Here is a 16,799-nt window from a genome sequence, read left to right as displayed (position 1 = left end):
AGAGGGGAAATTCACTCCCGCTCGCAAAAGCATTGCCCTACCCTGCAACACGCCACGAATTCCCTGAAAGCCCCTTCACGTTCCTTTTTTTGCCCCTCGTTTCTGCGCTGTCTCACTGCCAGAGTAGCCCTACTTAACGTAAGGAGCAGACATGGACAGACAACAAGGATTCACACTCATTGAGCTGATGGTGGTGATCGGCATTATTGCCATTCTGAGCGCCATCGGCGTTCCCGCGTACCAGAACTACCTGCGAAAAGCAGCGTTGACCGATATGCTGCAAACCTTCATTCCCTACCGCACCGCCATTGAGCTTTGCGCCCTGGATCACGGTGGCGTGGAGAGCTGTGACGGAGGCAGTAATGGCATCCCGTCCCCCACCACTACCCGCTACGTTTCAGGCATGAACGTGGCGAAAGGCGTCGTGATCTTAACCGGCCAGGAGAGCCTTAATGGGCTGGAGGTGGTCATGACGCCACAATGGAGTGATGGCAACGGCATGACAGGGTGGACGCGTGACTGCAACATCGGTACCGACAGCGCGCTCAAGCAGGCCTGTGAAGACGTTTTCCGCTTCGACACCCACTGAGGAGCGGATGATGAATACCGATCAGCTTGTCGCACTTTGTCTGCGTCACCATGCCCTTCTGCTGAGCAGCGATAGCGACATGATTAGCATTGCCGTCGTGGGAAACCCCGGCCCTGAACTGATGGAAGCCCTGCGTTTCGCTACCCAGAAACGGATTGATATCGAGTGCTGGAGCACCGAGCGCATGGAAAAACACCGGCAGTTAACCACACAAACGCATCTGCCCGTCGTTACGCCGACACACTCAGCGGTGGATATTCTTAACCACACGCTGCAGCAGGCGATAAACCAACGCGCTTCTGATATTCATATTGAACCGATGGAGCAGACTTGCCAGATTCGCCTGCGCATCGACGGCGTGCTTTGCCCGCAGCCCCCACTGTCAGCCGCGCTGGCGACCATGCTCAGCGCCCGGTTAAAAGTGCTGGGTAACCTCGATATTGCGGAGCGCCGCTTACCGCAGGACGGTCAGTTTACGATTGAGCTGGCAAACGAGCCGGTCTCATTTCGCATCGCCACGCTTCCCTGCAGCGGGGGTGAAAAAATTGTACTGCGCCTGCTGCATCAGGTTCAGCAATCTCTTGAGCCAGAAACGTTGGGGATGAATGCTAAACAGCTGGCCGGCTTTAGCGAAGTGCTCCACCAGCCGCAGGGGCTGATTCTGGTTACCGGCCCCACCGGCAGCGGTAAAACCGTGACGCTGTATAGCGCGCTGCAGGCTCGAAACACGCCGGATGTGAACATCTGCAGCGTGGAAGACCCGATAGAGATCCCGCTTGCAGGATTAAACCAGACGCAGATAAACCCGCGTGCGGGCCTCACCTTCCAGACGGTGCTGAGAGCGCTGCTACGTCAGGATCCTGACATCATTATGGTCGGCGAAATTCGTGATGGCGAAACGGCAGAGATTGCCATTAATGCCGCACAAACCGGGCATCTGGTGTTGTCGACGCTACACACCAACTCGACGGCGGAAACCCTGATCCGCCTGCAGCAGATGGGGGTGGCGCGATGGATGATCTCTTCCGCCCTCTCGCTGGTCATCGCCCAGCGACTGGTGCGCCGTTTATGCCCCCATTGCCGCCAGGAAACCGACAAGCGGGCAGAACTGCCTCGCTCCGTTTGGCCCCGGCCGCTACCGCGCTGGCAACCCACCGGCTGTGAGCGCTGTTATCACGGTTTTTATGGTCGCGTCGCCATTTTTGAAGTGCTCGTCATTGACCAGACACTCCGGCAGGCCATTGCCAGCGGAGCGGGGTCAGAGGTGATTGAGGCCAGCGCCCGTCAGGCAGGAATGACATCCCTTTTCGAACATGGCTGTATGGCTGTTGAACAGGGACTGACCACGCTCGAAGAGTTGCTGCGTATCCTGGGAATGCCCGATGGCTGCTAATCACCTCTGGCGCTGGCGTGCGCTATCCGTTGAAGGAGAGCCCCGAAGCGGGGCTCTGTGGGCAACTGACCGTAATGCGGCTTTCGACAGGCTGATGCGCAAAGCGCTACATCCTCTGACAATCACCCGCTGCACGCAGAGGTATCGCTGGCGACCATATCACCGCTACGAGGTATTTCACCAGCTCGCCACGCTTTTGCAGGCGGGCCTGACACTGTCTGACAGCCTGCAGATGCTGGCGGACCAGCATCCGATAACGCCCTGGCAGGCACTCCTGCAAAGCCTTGCCGATGAGCTGAGTGAAGGATGCCCTTTTTCTGAGGCGCTGAAGCGCTGGCCCGCGGTATTTAGCCCACTGTATGTGTCGATGGTGAAGACCGGCGAGCTAACCGGGAAGCTGGAGACGTGCTGCCGTGAGCTTGCCCAGCAACAAAAATCACAGCAGCAACTCAATGCGAAAGTGAAAAAGGCACTGCGTTACCCGATGGTAATCCTGGCACTGGCGGTACTCGTGGTGCTGGCCATGGTCACTCTGGTCTTGCCCGAGTTCGCTGCCATCTACAAAACGTTTAATACCCCACTCCCGATGCTGACACAGATAGTCATGGGAATGGCAACGTTTATACAGTCCTATGCCCTCGCGCTGTTCGCGGGGCTACTCCTTCCCATGATCATCGCCTGGGGTTTGCGGCAGGATCCGCGCTGGCAACACGTACTGCTGCATATCCCCGTCATGGGCGCGCTGGCTAAAGGACAAAAGCTGGGGCAAATTTTTACCGTACTGTCGCTCACGCAGCAGGCGGGCATCGCTTTTTTAAAGGGTCTGGAGAGTGCAGAAGAGACGGTTGAGAGCAGGTACTGGCAGGGGATACTCCGCGCCATCCGGGAAGACATTGAAAAGGGTTATCCCCTTTGGGCATCCTTTCAAAAGGCGGCGGTTTTTACTCCGCTGTGTATTCAGCTATTACGAACCGGTGAAACGTCAGGTGCGCTCGATATCATGCTGGTAAACCTGGCGCGTCACCACACGGAGCAAACCTTTCAGTCAGCAGATAACCTGGCTGCCGTGCTGGAGCCTGTGCTGCTGATCGTGACGGGTGTGATTATCGGCACGCTGGTGGTGGCAATGTATCTGCCTATCTTCCATCTCGGGGATGCGATGAGTGCGGGATAGCGCTGGCACACGGATGCGCGCCAGCTTACGCGATTACAGGCTATTGAAAACGCGGTTTTCCTGTTCCTGAACGCGGATAAAGGTCGTGCGTTTCGTCAACTCTTTCAGGCGGGATGCCCCCACATAGGTGCAGGCCGAACGCAGGCCACCAAGAATGTCACGTGCGGTATTCTCAACCGGGCCGCGCAGCGGCAGCTTCACGGTTTTGCCTTCTGCCGCACGGTATTTTGCAACGCCACCCACGTGACGGGTCATCGCCGATTCAGAGCTCATACCGTAGAACAGCATAAATTTCTCGCCGTTCTCTTCCACCACGGTACCGCCACTCTCTTCATGACCTGCCAGCATACCGCCAAGCATCACGAAGTCTGCTCCGCCGCCGAAAGCTTTCGCGACATCACCCGGGGTAGTACAACCACCGTCACTGATGATCTGGCCGCCCAGGCCGTGCGCAGCATCGGCACATTCAATAACCGCAGAAAGCTGCGGATAACCGACACCGGTTTTGACACGCGTGGTGCACACGGAACCCGGGCCAATGCCCACTTTGACGATATCTGCGCCAGAGAGGATCAGCTCCTCACACATCTCGCCGGTCACTACGTTACCCGCAATGATGGTTTTGTTCGGCCAGGCTTCACGCGCCTTGCTCACGAACTGCACGAAGTGTTCGGAATAACCATTCGCTACATCAATACAGACGAAGTTCAGCGCGGGGTTACTCTTGAGGATTTGTTTGGTCTTTTCGAAATCGGCATCTGAGGTTCCGGTAGAGACCATCACATGCTTCACGACCTCAGCAGAAGCGGATGCCACAAAGGCGTTCCACTCTTCAGGGCTGTAGTGTTTGTGAACTGCCGTGAGGATGTCGAACTGTGCCAGCGCGGTTGCCATCTCGAAGGTTCCCACGGTGTCCATATTGGCAGCGATGATCGGCACGCCAGACCAGGTCTGACCGGAATGTTTAAAGGTGAATTGACGTTCGAGTTCAACGTCTGAGCGACTTTTCAGTGTAGAGCGTTTAGGGCGGATAAGAACGTCTTTGAAACCTAACTTCAGATCTTCTTCGATACGCATGTGCGGATTCCTGGGGTTAGAGGCAAATATGTTAAAAGCACAACTCCAGTGACGTTATCATACGCACTAATACCTGCTCCGCAAGACTGCGAAATTCTCTTTTTTTACGCTACAATCCTATAAATTTACCTGGTAAAAAGCCGGTAAAGAGAGCTAAACATTGGCTGGCATACGTTTGAATTTCAACCAACTGATTTTAATAATGAATAATTCCCAGGATTTGATTTAATGGGGTATACCGTCGCATTAACCGGCGGCATCGGTAGTGGCAAAAGTACCGTTGCGGACGCTTTCGCTCGCCTGGGTATCGCGATTATCGATGCCGATATCATTGCCCGTCAGGTGGTAGAACCGAATACACCCGCGTTAAAGGCCATTGAAGAACATTTTGGTCCGGCCATCATCAATGCAGACGGCACGCTAAATCGCCGACAGCTTCGCGAATGCATTTTTTCCGATTCTGCAGAAAAGGTCTGGCTTAATGCCCTGCTCCACCCCATTATCCACCAGGAAACCCAGCGTCAGATTGCCGCCGCCCGCTCACCGTATGTGCTGTGGGTCGTTCCGTTGCTGGTAGAAAATCAGCTGCAGAAGAAAGCCGATCGGGTTCTGGTCATTGATGTCCTTCCCGAAACGCAAATCCAGCGAACCATGACGCGCGATCGCGTCTCGCGCGAACATGCCGAACAAATTCTTGCCGCTCAGGCCACGCGCGATCAGCGCCTGGCCGTTGCGGATGATGTTATTGATAATAACGGCGCACCAGATGCCATTGCATCGGATGTTGCCCGTCTGCACGCGCAGTATTTGACCTTCGCCGCGCAGGCCGTTGCACAGGAAAAACCATAATGTCGACTCACATCCTTTTTGAGCATCCGCTTAACGAAAAAATGCGTACCTGGCTGCGTATCGAATTTCTTATTCAACAACTCTCGCAACATCTGCCTGTCAACGATCACGCCACTGCGTTGCACTTCTTCCGCAATGTGGGCGACCTGCTGGATGTGATTGAGCGTGGAGATGTTCGCACCGAATTACTGAAAGAACTTGAGCGTCAGCAGCGTAAACTGCAGGCATGGGCGGAAGTCCCGGGTGTTGATCAAAGCCGTATCGATTCCCTGCGTCAGCAGTTAAAAAGCAGTAGCAGCACGTTAATGGCTGCCCCTCGCGTTGGCCAGTTTTTGCGTGAAGATCGCTTGATTGCCCTGGTACGCCAGCGCCTGAGTATTCCCGGTGGATGCTGCAGCTTTGACCTGCCAACGCTTCATATGTGGCTGCACATGCCGCAAACGCAGCGTGATGCGCAGGTGAATATCTGGCTGGAAAGCCTGGAGCCGATGCACCGGACGTTATCGCTGATCCTCGATCTTATCCGTAACTCTGCGCCGTTCCGCAAGCAGACCAGCCTGAACGGTTTTTACCAGGATAACGGGGACGATGCCGATCTGCTGCGACTGAACCTTTCGCTCGACGTGCAGCTTTACCCGCAAATTTCCGGGCATAAGAGCCGTTTTGCGATTCGCTTTATGCCGCTGGACAGTGAAAATGGCACCGTGCCGGAACGCCTCGATTTTGAACTGGCCTGTTGTTAAGGAGTGCCAATGTCTGACGTAACCATCGTAAACTGCCCAACCTGTGGCAAAAATGTTGTCTGGGGCGAAGTGAGCCCATACCGCCCATTCTGCTGTAAACGCTGTCAGTTAATTGACCTGGGCGAATGGGCGGCGGAAGAGAAACGCATTCCGAGTGAAGGCACTCTTTCGGACAGCGATGACTGGAGTGAAGAACAGCAGTAAATTAAACGCCCTGCACTAACCGGGTAATCACAGGCTCATTTGCCGGCGGGAATTTGTCGGCATCGCTTGCCTGCAGTTCAACCCAGTTACCCGGTTGCCCCTCTTTGCCCCAGGGATCCCCCTCCCAATTTTCCACCAGCCAGAACCAAAGTGTAATGTGACGATCGGGAAACTGGTATTCGAGCTTGTCAAACAGCGTTGCGCCAAGCGGGGTGATCCCCACTTCTTCCTGAAGCTCACGGATCAGCGCCTGTTCCGGCGTTTCGCCTGACTCGATTTTCCCGCCCGGAAACTCCCATTTGTTCGCCATATGGGCGTCGGCGGCGCGCTGGGTGATAAAGAACTGGTTTTGCGGGTTGCGAATAATCCCGACGGCAATTTGCAGTATTTTCATATTGTCACTTCCATAAAAAAGGCGCAGATTTCTGCGCCTTTTTGTTTTGTTATGAATTTAGCTCAGACGACCGTGGCACGCCTTGTATTTTTTACCGGAACCACACGGGCACGGATCGTTGCGGCCAACTTTACGATCGCCAGTCTGGGCCGCGATCGCTGCCGCAGCTTCGCTCTCGTCAGTCTGGTGGCTCAGCTGTTGCATCTGTGCCAGACGCTCAGCTTCTTCACGGCGCTGTTGCTCCATTGCTTCCACTTCTTCTGGCATGCGTACCTGAACTTTGCTCAGGGTGCTGATCACTTCATACTTCAGTGACTCCAGCATGGACGCAAACATGGCGAAGGATTCACGCTTGTACTCCTGCTTCGGATCTTTCTGCGCGTAACCACGCAGGTGGATACCCTGACGCAGGTAGTCCATCGCCGCCAGGTGCTCTTTCCACAGGGAGTCCAGCGTTTGCAGCATCACGCCTTTTTCGAAGTGACGCATCATCTCAGCGCCAACGACTTCTTCCTTACGCTTGTATACGTCCAGCGCGGTTTCGAAAATACGTTCACGCAGGGTCTCTTCGTGCAGCTCAGGCTCTTTGTCCAGCCACTCTTTGATTGGCAGTTCGAGGTCGAAGTCGTTTTTCAGGCGTTCCTGCAGACCTTCGATATCCCACATTTCTTCCAGAGACTGCGGTGGAATATGCGCGTCGATAGTCGCTTTGAATACGTCTTCGCGAATGCTGTTGATGGTGTCGCTCACGTCGGACACGTCCAGCAGTTCGTTACGCTGGGTATAGATGGCACGACGCTGGTCGTTGGCCACATCATCATATTCCAGCAGCTGCTTACGAATATCGAAGTTGCGGCTTTCCACTTTACGCTGGGCGTTAGCAATCGCTTTGGTGACCCACGGGTGTTCAATGGCTTCGCCAGGTTTCATACCCAGTTTACGCATCATGCCGGAAACACGGTCGGAGGCGAAAATACGCATCAGCGCATCTTCCATAGACAGGTAGAAGCGGGAAGAACCGGCATCGCCCTGACGACCCGCACGGCCGCGCAGCTGGTTATCGATACGACGAGATTCGTGACGTTCGGTACCAATAATATGCAAACCACCGGATGCCAGCACCGCGTCATGGCGTACCTGCCAGTCCGCTTTAATCTGAGCAATCTGCTCCGGCGTTGGGTTTTCCAGCTCGGCAATCTCTGCCTGCCAGCTACCACCCAGCATAATGTCGGTACCACGACCCGCCATGTTGGTGGCGATTGTTACCGCTGCCGGGTAACCCGCCTGCGCAACGATATCGGCCTCTTTGGCGTGGAATTTGGCGTTCAGTACGTTGTGTTTGATGCCCGCTTTGGTCAACTCATTGGAAACCACTTCGGATTTCTCGATGGAGATTGTCCCCACCAGCACCGGCTGGCCATTAGCGGTACGATCGCGAATATCTTCAATGATCGCCTGAATTTTTTCCGCTTCGGTCATGTACACCAGGTCCGGCATATCCTTACGGATCATTGGGCGGTTGGTTGGAACGACCACGGTATCCAGTTTGTAGATGGAGCTGAATTCAAATGCTTCGGTATCTGCAGTACCGGTCATCCCCGCCAGCTTCTCGTACAAACGGAAGTAGTTCTGGAAGGTAATAGAAGCCAGCGTCTGGTTTTCATTTTGAATATCAACGCCTTCTTTGGCCTCAACGGCCTGGTGCAGACCATCAGACCAGCGACGTCCCTGCATGGTACGGCCGGTGTGCTCATCAACGATGATAACTTCACCGTCTTTCACGATGTAGTCGACATCGCGGGTGAACAGCGCGTGGGCACGCAGCGCGGCAGTGACGTGGTGCATCAGCATAATGTTCGTCGGCGAGTACAGAGACTCGCCCTCTTCCATGATGCCTTCAGCCACCAGCAGCTCTTCAATTTTCACCAGACCGCGTTCGGTCAGGTTCACCTGGCGCGCTTTTTCATCGACAGAGAAGTGGCCTTCACCCTGGAAGGTGTCGGAATCTTCTTTCTCCTGACGCAGCAGGTGCGGAATGATTTTATCGACTTTACGGTACATCTCGGAGCTGTCTTCGGCCGGGCCGGAGATGATCAGCGGGGTACGCGCTTCATCGATCAGGATGGAGTCCACCTCATCCACCAGCGCATAGTGCAGTTTACGCTGGACGCGCTCTTCAGGGCTAAACGCCATGTTGTCACGCAGGTAGTCGAAGCCGTATTCGTTGTTGGTACCGTAGGTGATATCCGCGTTATAGGCTTCACGTTTGGCGGGTGCCGGCAGACCGGACATGTTGATGCCAACGGTCATGCCCAGGAATTCGAACAGGGGACGGTTGTTTTCGGCATCACGCTGTGCCAGATAGTCGTTGACGGTAACGACGTGAACGCCTTTACCGGTCAGTGCGTTCAGGTAGGCGGGCAGCGTTGCGGTCAGGGTTTTACCTTCACCGGTACGCATTTCCGCGATGCAGCGCTCGTTAAGCACCATACCACCCAGCAGCTGAACGTCGAAGTGACGCATGCCAAACACACGTTTACTGGCCTCACGCACAACGGCGAAGGCTTCAGGGATCAGGCTTTCCAGCGTTTCGCCTTTTTCAAGACGCGCGCGGAATTCTACGGTTTTCGCTTTCAGCTCGTCATCAGAGAGCTTCTCCATCGCCGGCTCCATGCCATTGATGACGGTAACAGCTTTGCGCATACGGCGCAGGGTACGATCGTTACGACTACCAAAAACTTTTGTTAACAATTTGATTAGCATAATAAATTCTCAAACGCCCCAGGTTGGGCAGATAAATTAAGGTATTGAAAAAAGGTTAATTTAGCTGAGGCGTTGAGGCCCGGCGCGGATGCCGTGAACCTGGCTAATCCATGTCGAAACGGAGAAGGTCGCAGGAGGAACGTGCGCGATTTGTGTGGTCTGACGCACCATGACGGGTGGCTGACTGTCCTGCGTAAGCAGCGCGTTAAGCGTGTCCAGCAGAGCAAGATGCTGCGCCTGTACCGGCAGCGTCTCTTCAGCAACAGGCAGTGCCTGCGGAGCCATCGCAAATGACAGATGGCGAATAACGGTACGGATCGCATGCTGGTGCCAGTAATCCACCGAGAAATTCGGGCGGCGATTGGCTTCAAGCCACGCCAGGTTAGTAAAATTAACCCGCGTGTTGAGATCGTGTTTGGTTGTGGAGGTCTTCGTCGGCGTCGCCGCTTCCGCACTGTTGCTGAGCGCAGGCAAGCCGAAACTCGCCGCGACCATCCCTAATAAGAGATGCGGCCAGAAGTAACGTCTGCCAAATTGTCGCCAGCGCGTCAGTATTCCGCTCACTTGCTCCACCACATTAAGCCAGCCTTCAACAGGCTGAATTCAATTATTCTTTTAAGCGCCCAGATATTACCACTAAAGCCAATACACAGCAGCAGGAATGACGTATTGCTGCGGGGAAAAACGGTCAAGAATGCAGCTAACGCACAGATTTTCCGCACCGGGCAAACGAGAAGTGACGCTGGGGCAAATAAATAAAGAAGGGTAAAAATAAAAACGACTGGTCTCCCTGGTCGGAGAGAGTACCAGGTTAACCAGTCGATTTTTTACGAAACGGCTTTAACCGTTACGCCAGTACCGTGTTTGGTGCTTTGAAGGCCAGCGGCAGCTCAGCTTCATCTTCAAAGGTCACATATTCCCAGGCTTCCTGTTTTGCCAGGACTGCCTGCAACAGTTTGTTGTTCAGTGCATGACCGGATTTAAACGCGGTAAATGCACCAATGATGTTGTGACCACACATAAACAGGTCGCCGATAGCATCCAGCATTTTGTGACGAACGAATTCATCTTCAAAACGCAGACCGTCTTCGTTCAGTACGCGATAATCGTCAACAACGATGGCACAATCGAAGCTGCCGCCCAGGCACAGGCCGCGGGACTGCAGATATTCGATATCACGCATGAAGCCAAACGTACGGGCACGGCTGATCTGGCGCATAAACGCATCAGCAGAGAAGTTCATCGCATAGCGTTGGGTGCTGGCATCAATCGCCGGATGGTTAAAATCGATGGTAAAGTCCAACGAGAAACCATTGTACGGTTTGAATTCAGCCCATTTGTCGCCATCTTCGACGCGAACGGTCTCTTTGATACGAACAAATTTTTTCGCGCAGTTCAGTTCTTCGATGCCGGCATCCAGCAACAGATAGACGAACGGAGCAGCACTACCATCCATGATCGGGATTTCTGGCGCATCGACTTCAACCATAATGTTGTCGATACCCAGACCCGCCAGGGCGGCGTTCAGGTGCTCTACGGTAGAAATCCGCACGTCATGCTCGTTCACCAGACAAGTACAGAGCATAGTATCACGCACAGATTTGGCATCGGCCGGAAAGTCTACCGGTGGATTCAAGTCGGTGCGACGATAGATGACCCCGGTATTGGCCGGCGCAGGGCGTAACGTCAGTGTGACTTTCTTGCCGGTATGTAAACCGACACCAGTCGCCTGAACGATACGTTTAAGTGTCCTTTGTTTGATCATCGTATAATCTCGCCAAATTAACTATCCAACCGAAAGTGTATATCACTGACGGTGGGCCAGTTTAGCACAAAGAGCGAAAATCCCCAAATTCCAGCCAATTCTTAGTCAGCTTGCTTGCGCAGGAACGCCGGGATATCCAGATAATCTGGCTCTTTCGCCGTTTGCGGAGTGGGGTCGTTAACCACTTTCGCGGCCGGTTTCTGCTCCTGAGTCAGAGGAGACATACCGTGCTGCTGGTAACGATCCATAACCGGCTGTTGAGTCTGTTTGTTGGTCACCAGGGTGATCTCAGGACGCTTGTCCATACCGATACCGGTAGCAACAACAGTAACACGCAGCTCGTCGTTCATTTCCGGGTCAAGGGAAGTACCGATTACCACGGTAGCGTTGTCAGAGGCGAACGCACGGATAGTGTTACCCACGGTTTCAAACTCATCCAGACGCAGGTCGAAGCCAGCGGTAATGTTGACCAGCACGCCGCGCGCACCAGACAGGTCGATATCTTCCAGCAGTGGAGAAGATATAGCCATTTCAGCCGCTTCTTCTGCACGGTCTTCACCGCTTGCCACGCCAGAGCCCATCATCGCGTAGCCCATTTCGGACATCACGGTACGAACGTCTGCAAAGTCAACGTTCATCAGACCCGGACGGGTAATCAGTTCAGCGATACCCTGCACCGCGCCTTTCAGCACGTCGTTGGCTGCGCCAAAAGCGTCCAGCAGAGAGATACCGCGACCCAGAACTTTCAACAGTTTGTCGTTCGGGATGGTAATCAACGAGTCCACGTGCTTGGACAGTTCAGTGATACCCTGCTCCGCGAAAGCCATACGCTTCTTGCCTTCAAAGTTGAAAGGCTTGGTCACAACAGCAACGGTCAGGATACCTAAATCTTTCGCTACTTCAGCCACAACAGGTGCTGCGCCGGTACCCGTACCGCCACCCATACCCGCTGCGATAAAGACCATGTCCGCACCTTCCAGTGCAGCGCGCAGGGCCTCACGATCTTCTTCAGCCGCATTACGACCGACTTCCGGGTTAGCCCCAGCGCCCAGCCCTTTGGTGATGCCACCGCCGATCTGGATAGTCTGGCCTACAGCCGTCTTACGCAGTGCCTGTGCATCGGTGTTAACTGCAAAGAACTCAACACCTTCAATGCGTTCACGCACCATATGCTCTACGGCGTTACCGCCGCCGCCACCGACGCCGATGACTTTAATCACCGCGTCGTTGGTCAGTTCCATAGGTTCAAACATAATTTCTCTCTCCGTTGTGCCTGTCGCCCGAGACCGCTAATTCTCTCCGGTCTCTTAAAAAAATTAAAACTCTTTTCGCAACCAGTTGTTCAGTCGTTTGACCCACGACCCAACTGAGACGCGTTTTTCCACTTCTGCTTCACCACTGAGATGAGATTCTTTCCCGTAGTGGAGCAGGCCCACGGCCGTTGAATAGTACGGCTCCTGAGCATAATCCGTTAAACCGGTAATATTCAGCGGAGCACCGATACGCACTTGCGTATGGAACACGCGCTGAGCGCAGGCCGCAAGACCTTCAATTTGCGCTGCCCCGCCGGTTAATACAATCCCCGCTGCAAGATGATGTTTCACGCCCTGCTGGCGAAGCTGTTCCTGTAACTGCAAAATCTCTTCGTTGACCAGGTTAAGCAGCTCGGTATAACGCGGCTCAATGACCTCTGCCAACGTCTGGCGCTGCAGGCTGCGCGGTGGACGTCCGCCCACGCTCGGCACTTCAACGCTCTCATCTTTGCCAACGATAGACCCCAGCGCACAGCCGTGGCGTACTTTAATCGCTTCTGCATCACTCGGTGGCGTACCAAAAGCGTAAGCAATATCGCTGGTCACAACGTTCCCGGCATACGGGATCACTTTGGTGTGGCGCAGTGCACCGCCGGTATACACGGCCATGTCCATTGTACCACCACCAATATCGACCACACAGACACCCAGTTCACGTTCATCTTCGGTCAGCACGGAATAGCTCGCTGCAAGACCGGCGAAAATGAGTTGGTCAACTTTCAGGCCACAACGTTCAACGGCTTTTACAATGTTCTTCGCCATATCGTTGTGACATGTGATCAAGTGCACTTTTGCCTGCATACGTACGCCGGAAAGACCGACCGGGTTTTTGATCCCTTCCTGGTAGTCAATCGCATACTCCTGCGGGATCACGTGCAGCACGCGATGCTCATCGCGAACGCGCACGGATTTCGCCGTATGCACAACGTTTTCAACGTCTTCCTGCGTCACTTCTTCTTCGGAAATCGGCACCATGCCGATTTCGTTCTGGCAGCTAATGTGCTTACCCGAAAGCGCCAGATAAACAGAGGAAATCTGGCAATCTGCCATCAATTCAGCCTGATCGATGGCGCGCTGTACGCACTTCACCACCGACTCAAGATCGTTAACCCCACCTTTATCCATACCACGGGACGGGCAACTGCCCACGCCAATGATATTGACCATACCGTCGGGCAGAACTTCCCCTACTAAAGCGGCAACCTTCGCGGTGCCAATCTCCAGTCCAACTACCAGTTTTCTGTCCGTCGCCTTGATCATTGTTGTTCTGCCTGTACCTGTGCCTGATTCTGTTGCTGATTAGGTTCCTCGACCGGAGCCGGTTCCCAACCGACTGCTGCGCCTGAGTCATAGCGCAAATCAACGTAGCTTATCCGTTTGCCGTCAGTCTGTGCCTGCTGCTGTAAAACCGGGTAAAGTTCTACAAATCGCGCCAGACGTTTCATTGTGTCCCCGCGACCCAGGTTGAGCTTAATGCCATTCGTTAACGTCAGTTGCCAGGAGCGGCGCGCCGTCATTGCAGCATCTTTTAGCGTAAACCTGTCCTTCGCCAGCACCTGCCCCATTTCACGAAAACCTTGTAACACTTCGTTTTCGCTACCTTCCGGGCCATACAACATCGGTAAATTTTGCTTGTTGACACGATCGGCCGGGACGCTGAAGGAATTTCCGTCTACGTCAACCATGTGCTGATCATTCCAACGCGCAATGGGCACATATTCAACCAGATGAATCTTCAATTCATCAGGCCATTGCTTTCTGACACTCGCCTGTTTTATCCATGGCAGACGTTCAATCTGACTCTGGATAATATTGACGTCCTGCGTCATAAAGGTGCCAGGCGATCCCAGCGCCAGAATTGTCTGGCGAATGTCATCGTTACGGGTGTAATGACGCTCACCGGTGACCACCAGCTTCGAAAGTGGCAACCGTTGCGCATCTTCCATCCAGCCCAGAACCATCCAGCCGCTGATAAACACGGTGCACAGCACCCCGAGAAGGAAAATAATACCTGCAAGACGCGTTCCATTACTCCGGCGTGAAGAAGAGTATTCTTCTTCGTCATCGCGGTTGCGCGTGTTCAATGCAGCCTGAGACATATCAGCCCGCCTGGTCCAGAATACGTACGACTAATTGCGAGAAGCTCATCCCCGCCTGACGCGCTGCCATCGGCACAAGGCTGTGGCTGGTCATTCCCGGAGAAGTATTTGCTTCCAGCAGATAAAATTGTCCATCACTGTCGAGCATCACGTCGATGCGGCCCCATCCACGGCAACCCAGAACATGCCAGGCTTTAACCACCAGGGACTGTAAATCGGTTTCACGCTCAGCTTCAAGACCACTTGGGCAGAAATATTGCGTCTCATCAGAGAGATACTTCGCCTCATAATCATAGAAGGTTCCGGCCGGTTGGATACGAATTGACGGTAAAATTTCTTCGCCAAGCATCGCGACGGTAAATTCCGGCCCGCTGAGCCATTTTTCAATCAGAACTTCTTCATCATGTTGAAATGCCAGGGCTAAAGCGGAAGATAAATCCTCAGCTTTCTCAACTTTGGACATGCCAACGCTCGACCCTTCGCGGCTGGGCTTTACAATAACCGGTAAGCCCAGCTCAGCAATGCGTGCATTAACGCTATCGGAGAGGCCCATTTCAAATTCGCGACGCGTCAGGGCAATCCAGGGAGCAACGGGTAAACCCGCGCCCTGCCACAGCAGTTTGCTGCGCAGTTTATCCATAGAAATGGCGGAGGCCATCACACCGCTGCCGGTGTACGGCATGCCGGTGAGTTCCAGCAGCCCCTGAAGGGTGCCGTCTTCGCCACCACGGCCATGTAACGCGATAAAGACTTTATCGAAGCCCATCGCCTTTAACTGGGTTACGTCAGTCTCTTTCGGATCGACCAGGTGCGCATCCACACCCCCTTCACGCAGGCCCGCCAGTACAGCGGCACCTGAATTCAGGGAAACCTCGCGCTCGGCGGATGTGCCGCCAGACAGGACAGCAATCTTATCAGCCATGATGCTCATCCTCCTGAGTTTGCGGCTTCAGTTTGATTTCAGCTAAGGTACGGGCGATTTTGCCGATATTTCCCGCGCCCTGAATCAGTATTAAATCGTTGCCGGTCAGCACCGGGGCCAGAATTTCAGCCACCTGGGCAGGATCGGAAACCAAAATAGGGTCTACTTTACCGCGTCCGCGGATGGTACGACATAAAGAACGGCTGTCTGCACCAGGAATAGGAGTTTCGCCCGCTGCATAAACATCCAGCATCAGGAGCGTATCCACCTGTGACAGGACGCTGGCGAAATCGTCATACAGGTCACGGGTACGCGTGAAACGGTGCGGCTGGAAGATCATGACCAGATTTTTTTCTGGCCAGCCTGCACGCGCGGCTTTGATCGTCGCGTCCACTTCCGTCGGGTGGTGTCCGTAGTCATCAACCAGCATGGCAGTACCGGGTTTACCGTTCACCGCCTCCAGCGGGTATTCACCGAGGAAGTCGAAGCGACGCCCGGTTCCCTGGAAGCTTTCCAGTGCACGAAGAATGGCTTCGTCATCAATGCCTTCTTCTGTCGCCACGGCCACTGCCGCTGCGGCATTCAGGGCGTTGTGACGCCCTGGTGCATTCAGGGTGACATGCAGCAGTTCTTTGTCCTGACGCGCCAGGGTGAAATGCCCCTGCGCACCCAGCTGTTTGTAATCTTCCACGCGGACATCAGCGTCTTCGCTGAAGCCGTAAGTCGTGATTTGACGTCCGACGCGCGGCAACAGCTCGCGAATCACCGGATCGTCTACACACATTACCGCGCGTCCATAGAACGGCAGGTTGTGCAGGAAATTAATAAAGGTCTGCTTTAAGTTCTCGAAGTCGCCCTGGTAAGTATCCATATGGTCGGCTTCGATATTGGTGACGATGGCGACCATCGGCTGCAGATGCAGGAACGACGCATCGCTCTCATCCGCTTCGGCAATTAAATAACGGCTGTGTCCGAGACGCGCATGCACGCCTGCCGCTTTTACCAGACCACCATTGACGAACGTCGGATCGAGGCCCGCTTCTGCATAAATGCTGGAGACCATCGCCGTGGTGGTGGTTTTGCCGTGGGTTCCGGCAATCGCAATGCCATGTCGAAAACGCATCAACTCCGCCAGCATTTCCGCACGGCGGATCACCGGAATACGCGCTTCGTGCGCGGCCACGATTTCCGGGTTATCAGAGGAGATGGCGCTCGACACGACCACCACGCTCGCATCGCGCACGTTTTCCGGGCGATGATTGAAATAGATAGTCGCCCCAAGCGACGCCAGCTGCTGCGTAACAGGGTTTGGCGCCAGGTCAGACCCGCTGATCTGATAGCCTTCGTTAGCTAACACTTCGGCAATACCGCCCATGCCAGCACCACCGATGCCAACAAAGTGAATGTGCCGGACGCGACGCATCTCGGGCACGATAGAACGCAGTTTTGCCAGTTGTTGTGTATTCATTCTCTAAACGCCATCGACTACTTAAAAAATTCGTGCAGCGCAACAC

Annotated in this window: 16 protein-coding genes; 6 read left to right on the top strand and 10 right to left on the bottom strand. The window is 54.3% G+C overall.

Translation table 11 applies throughout. The features are described 5' to 3' along the window. Positions 1-151: 151 nt before the first annotated feature. From ppdD to hofC, 3 genes are read left to right on the top strand one after another with little or no spacing between them, the layout of a single operon-like run. Positions 152-589, top strand: a complete 438-nt coding sequence (gene ppdD, locus ACMGG3_RS21970) for a prepilin peptidase-dependent pilin (RefSeq protein WP_151712106.1) — start codon at positions 152-154, stop codon at positions 587-589. 10 nt (positions 590-599) lie between these two features. Continuing rightward, positions 600-1,982, top strand: a complete 1,383-nt coding sequence (gspE, locus tag ACMGG3_RS21965) for a type II secretion system protein GspE (RefSeq protein WP_138014272.1) — start codon at positions 600-602, stop codon at positions 1,980-1,982. Next, a complete protein-coding gene (gene hofC, locus ACMGG3_RS21960; RefSeq protein WP_414149457.1) occupies positions 1,972-3,156 on the top strand; it encodes a protein transport protein HofC in 1,185 nt (394 codons plus the stop codon). The genes gspE and hofC overlap by 11 nt, the downstream gene beginning before the upstream one ends. Before the next feature lie 33 nt (positions 3,157-3,189). Here the strand turns inward: hofC and ACMGG3_RS21955 are convergent, their stop codons facing one another. Next, entirely contained in the window at positions 3,190-4,233 is a 1,044-nt protein-coding gene (locus tag ACMGG3_RS21955) for a GMP reductase (RefSeq protein WP_014168641.1), read from the bottom strand. A 228-nt stretch (positions 4,234-4,461) separates the two neighbouring features. Here ACMGG3_RS21955 and coaE point away from each other — a divergent pair, with 228 nt between their 5' ends. Genes coaE through yacG form a run of 3 tightly spaced genes read left to right on the top strand, consistent with a single transcriptional unit; the run spans position 4,462 to position 6,029 of the window. Then, a complete protein-coding gene (gene coaE, locus ACMGG3_RS21950; protein ID WP_014168640.1) occupies positions 4,462-5,082 on the top strand; it encodes a dephospho-CoA kinase in 621 nt (206 codons plus the stop codon). After that, entirely contained in the window at positions 5,082-5,825 is a 744-nt protein-coding gene (zapD, locus tag ACMGG3_RS21945; RefSeq protein ID WP_014168639.1) for a cell division protein ZapD, read from the top strand. Before coaE ends, zapD begins: the two co-directional genes overlap by 1 nt. Positions 5,826-5,834: 9 nt before the next feature. Further along, entirely contained in the window at positions 5,835-6,029 is a 195-nt protein-coding gene (gene yacG / locus ACMGG3_RS21940) for a DNA gyrase inhibitor YacG (RefSeq protein WP_063156932.1), read from the top strand. A 1-nt stretch (position 6,030) separates the two neighbouring features. On the opposite strand, the gene mutT is transcribed toward yacG, so the two are convergent. From mutT to murC, 9 genes are all read right to left on the bottom strand, one after another. Continuing rightward, positions 6,031-6,423, bottom strand: a complete 393-nt coding sequence (mutT, locus tag ACMGG3_RS21935; protein ID WP_014168637.1) for an 8-oxo-dGTP diphosphatase MutT — start codon at positions 6,421-6,423, stop codon at positions 6,031-6,033. A gap of 57 nt (positions 6,424-6,480) precedes the next feature. Then, complete coding sequence (gene secA, locus ACMGG3_RS21930) at positions 6,481-9,186, bottom strand: preprotein translocase subunit SecA (protein WP_014168636.1); 2,706 nt, start codon at positions 9,184-9,186, stop codon at positions 6,481-6,483. Between the two features lie 60 nt (positions 9,187-9,246). Beyond that, a complete protein-coding gene (secM, locus tag ACMGG3_RS21925; protein ID WP_072255744.1) occupies positions 9,247-9,750 on the bottom strand; it encodes a secA translation cis-regulator SecM in 504 nt (167 codons plus the stop codon). A gap of 283 nt (positions 9,751-10,033) precedes the next feature. After that, complete coding sequence (gene lpxC, locus ACMGG3_RS21920; protein WP_014168633.1) at positions 10,034-10,951, bottom strand: UDP-3-O-acyl-N-acetylglucosamine deacetylase; 918 nt, start codon at positions 10,949-10,951, stop codon at positions 10,034-10,036. 101 nt (positions 10,952-11,052) lie between these two features. Continuing rightward, on the bottom strand, positions 11,053-12,204 hold the full coding sequence (gene ftsZ / locus ACMGG3_RS21915) for a cell division protein FtsZ (RefSeq protein WP_008501978.1): 1,152 nt from the start codon (positions 12,202-12,204) through the stop codon (positions 11,053-11,055). 63 nt (positions 12,205-12,267) lie between these two features. Further along, positions 12,268-13,524: a cell division protein FtsA gene (gene ftsA / locus ACMGG3_RS21910; protein ID WP_006173845.1), complete on the bottom strand. Its 1,257-nt coding sequence runs from the start codon at positions 13,522-13,524 to the stop codon at positions 12,268-12,270. After that, a complete protein-coding gene (gene ftsQ, locus ACMGG3_RS21905; RefSeq protein ID WP_014168632.1) occupies positions 13,521-14,363 on the bottom strand; it encodes a cell division protein FtsQ in 843 nt (280 codons plus the stop codon). The genes ftsA and ftsQ overlap by 4 nt, the downstream gene beginning before the upstream one ends. A 1-nt stretch (position 14,364) precedes the next feature. After that, complete coding sequence (locus ACMGG3_RS21900) at positions 14,365-15,285, bottom strand: D-alanine--D-alanine ligase (protein WP_068795209.1); 921 nt, start codon at positions 15,283-15,285, stop codon at positions 14,365-14,367. Beyond that, positions 15,278-16,753, bottom strand: a complete 1,476-nt coding sequence (gene murC / locus ACMGG3_RS21895) for a UDP-N-acetylmuramate--L-alanine ligase (protein ID WP_014168630.1) — start codon at positions 16,751-16,753, stop codon at positions 15,278-15,280. Before murC ends, ACMGG3_RS21900 begins: the two co-directional genes overlap by 8 nt. Between the last annotated feature and the right edge of the window lie 46 nt (positions 16,754-16,799).

Origin of the sequence: Enterobacter sp. BNK-18, assembly GCF_047456135.1 — a bacterium.
Taxonomy (GTDB): Bacteria; Pseudomonadota; Gammaproteobacteria; order Enterobacterales; family Enterobacteriaceae; genus Enterobacter; species Enterobacter ludwigii.
This window is presented reverse-complemented; position numbering and strand designations above follow the sequence as displayed.

Excerpts from the sequence above, each read along its gene's own strand:
- gspE (WP_138014272.1), top strand. The coding sequence starts at position 600 with ATGAATACCGATCAGCTTGTCGCACTTTGTCTGCGTCACCATGCCCTT.
- ftsZ (WP_008501978.1), bottom strand. The coding sequence starts at position 12,204 with ATGTTTGAACCTATGGAACTGACCAACGACGCGGTGATTAAAGTCATC.
- zapD (WP_014168639.1), top strand. The coding sequence starts at position 5,082 with ATGTCGACTCACATCCTTTTTGAGCATCCGCTTAACGAAAAAATGCGT.
- ftsQ (WP_014168632.1), bottom strand. The coding sequence starts at position 14,363 with ATGTCTCAGGCTGCATTGAACACGCGCAACCGCGATGACGAAGAAGAA.
- hofC (WP_414149457.1), top strand. The coding sequence starts at position 1,972 with ATGGCTGCTAATCACCTCTGGCGCTGGCGTGCGCTATCCGTTGAAGGA.
- ppdD (WP_151712106.1), top strand. The coding sequence starts at position 152 with ATGGACAGACAACAAGGATTCACACTCATTGAGCTGATGGTGGTGATC.
- lpxC (WP_014168633.1), bottom strand. The coding sequence starts at position 10,951 with ATGATCAAACAAAGGACACTTAAACGTATCGTTCAGGCGACTGGTGTC.
- murC (WP_014168630.1), bottom strand. The coding sequence starts at position 16,753 with ATGAATACACAACAACTGGCAAAACTGCGTTCTATCGTGCCCGAGATG.
- ACMGG3_RS21955 (WP_014168641.1), bottom strand. The coding sequence starts at position 4,233 with ATGCGTATCGAAGAAGATCTGAAGTTAGGTTTCAAAGACGTTCTTATC.
- mutT (WP_014168637.1), bottom strand. The coding sequence starts at position 6,423 with ATGAAAATACTGCAAATTGCCGTCGGGATTATTCGCAACCCGCAAAAC.
- coaE (WP_014168640.1), top strand. The coding sequence starts at position 4,462 with ATGGGGTATACCGTCGCATTAACCGGCGGCATCGGTAGTGGCAAAAGT.
- ACMGG3_RS21900 (WP_068795209.1), bottom strand. The coding sequence starts at position 15,285 with ATGGCTGATAAGATTGCTGTCCTGTCTGGCGGCACATCCGCCGAGCGC.
- ftsA (WP_006173845.1), bottom strand. The coding sequence starts at position 13,524 with ATGATCAAGGCGACGGACAGAAAACTGGTAGTTGGACTGGAGATTGGC.
- secA (WP_014168636.1), bottom strand. The coding sequence starts at position 9,186 with ATGCTAATCAAATTGTTAACAAAAGTTTTTGGTAGTCGTAACGATCGT.
- yacG (WP_063156932.1), top strand. The coding sequence starts at position 5,835 with ATGTCTGACGTAACCATCGTAAACTGCCCAACCTGTGGCAAAAATGTT.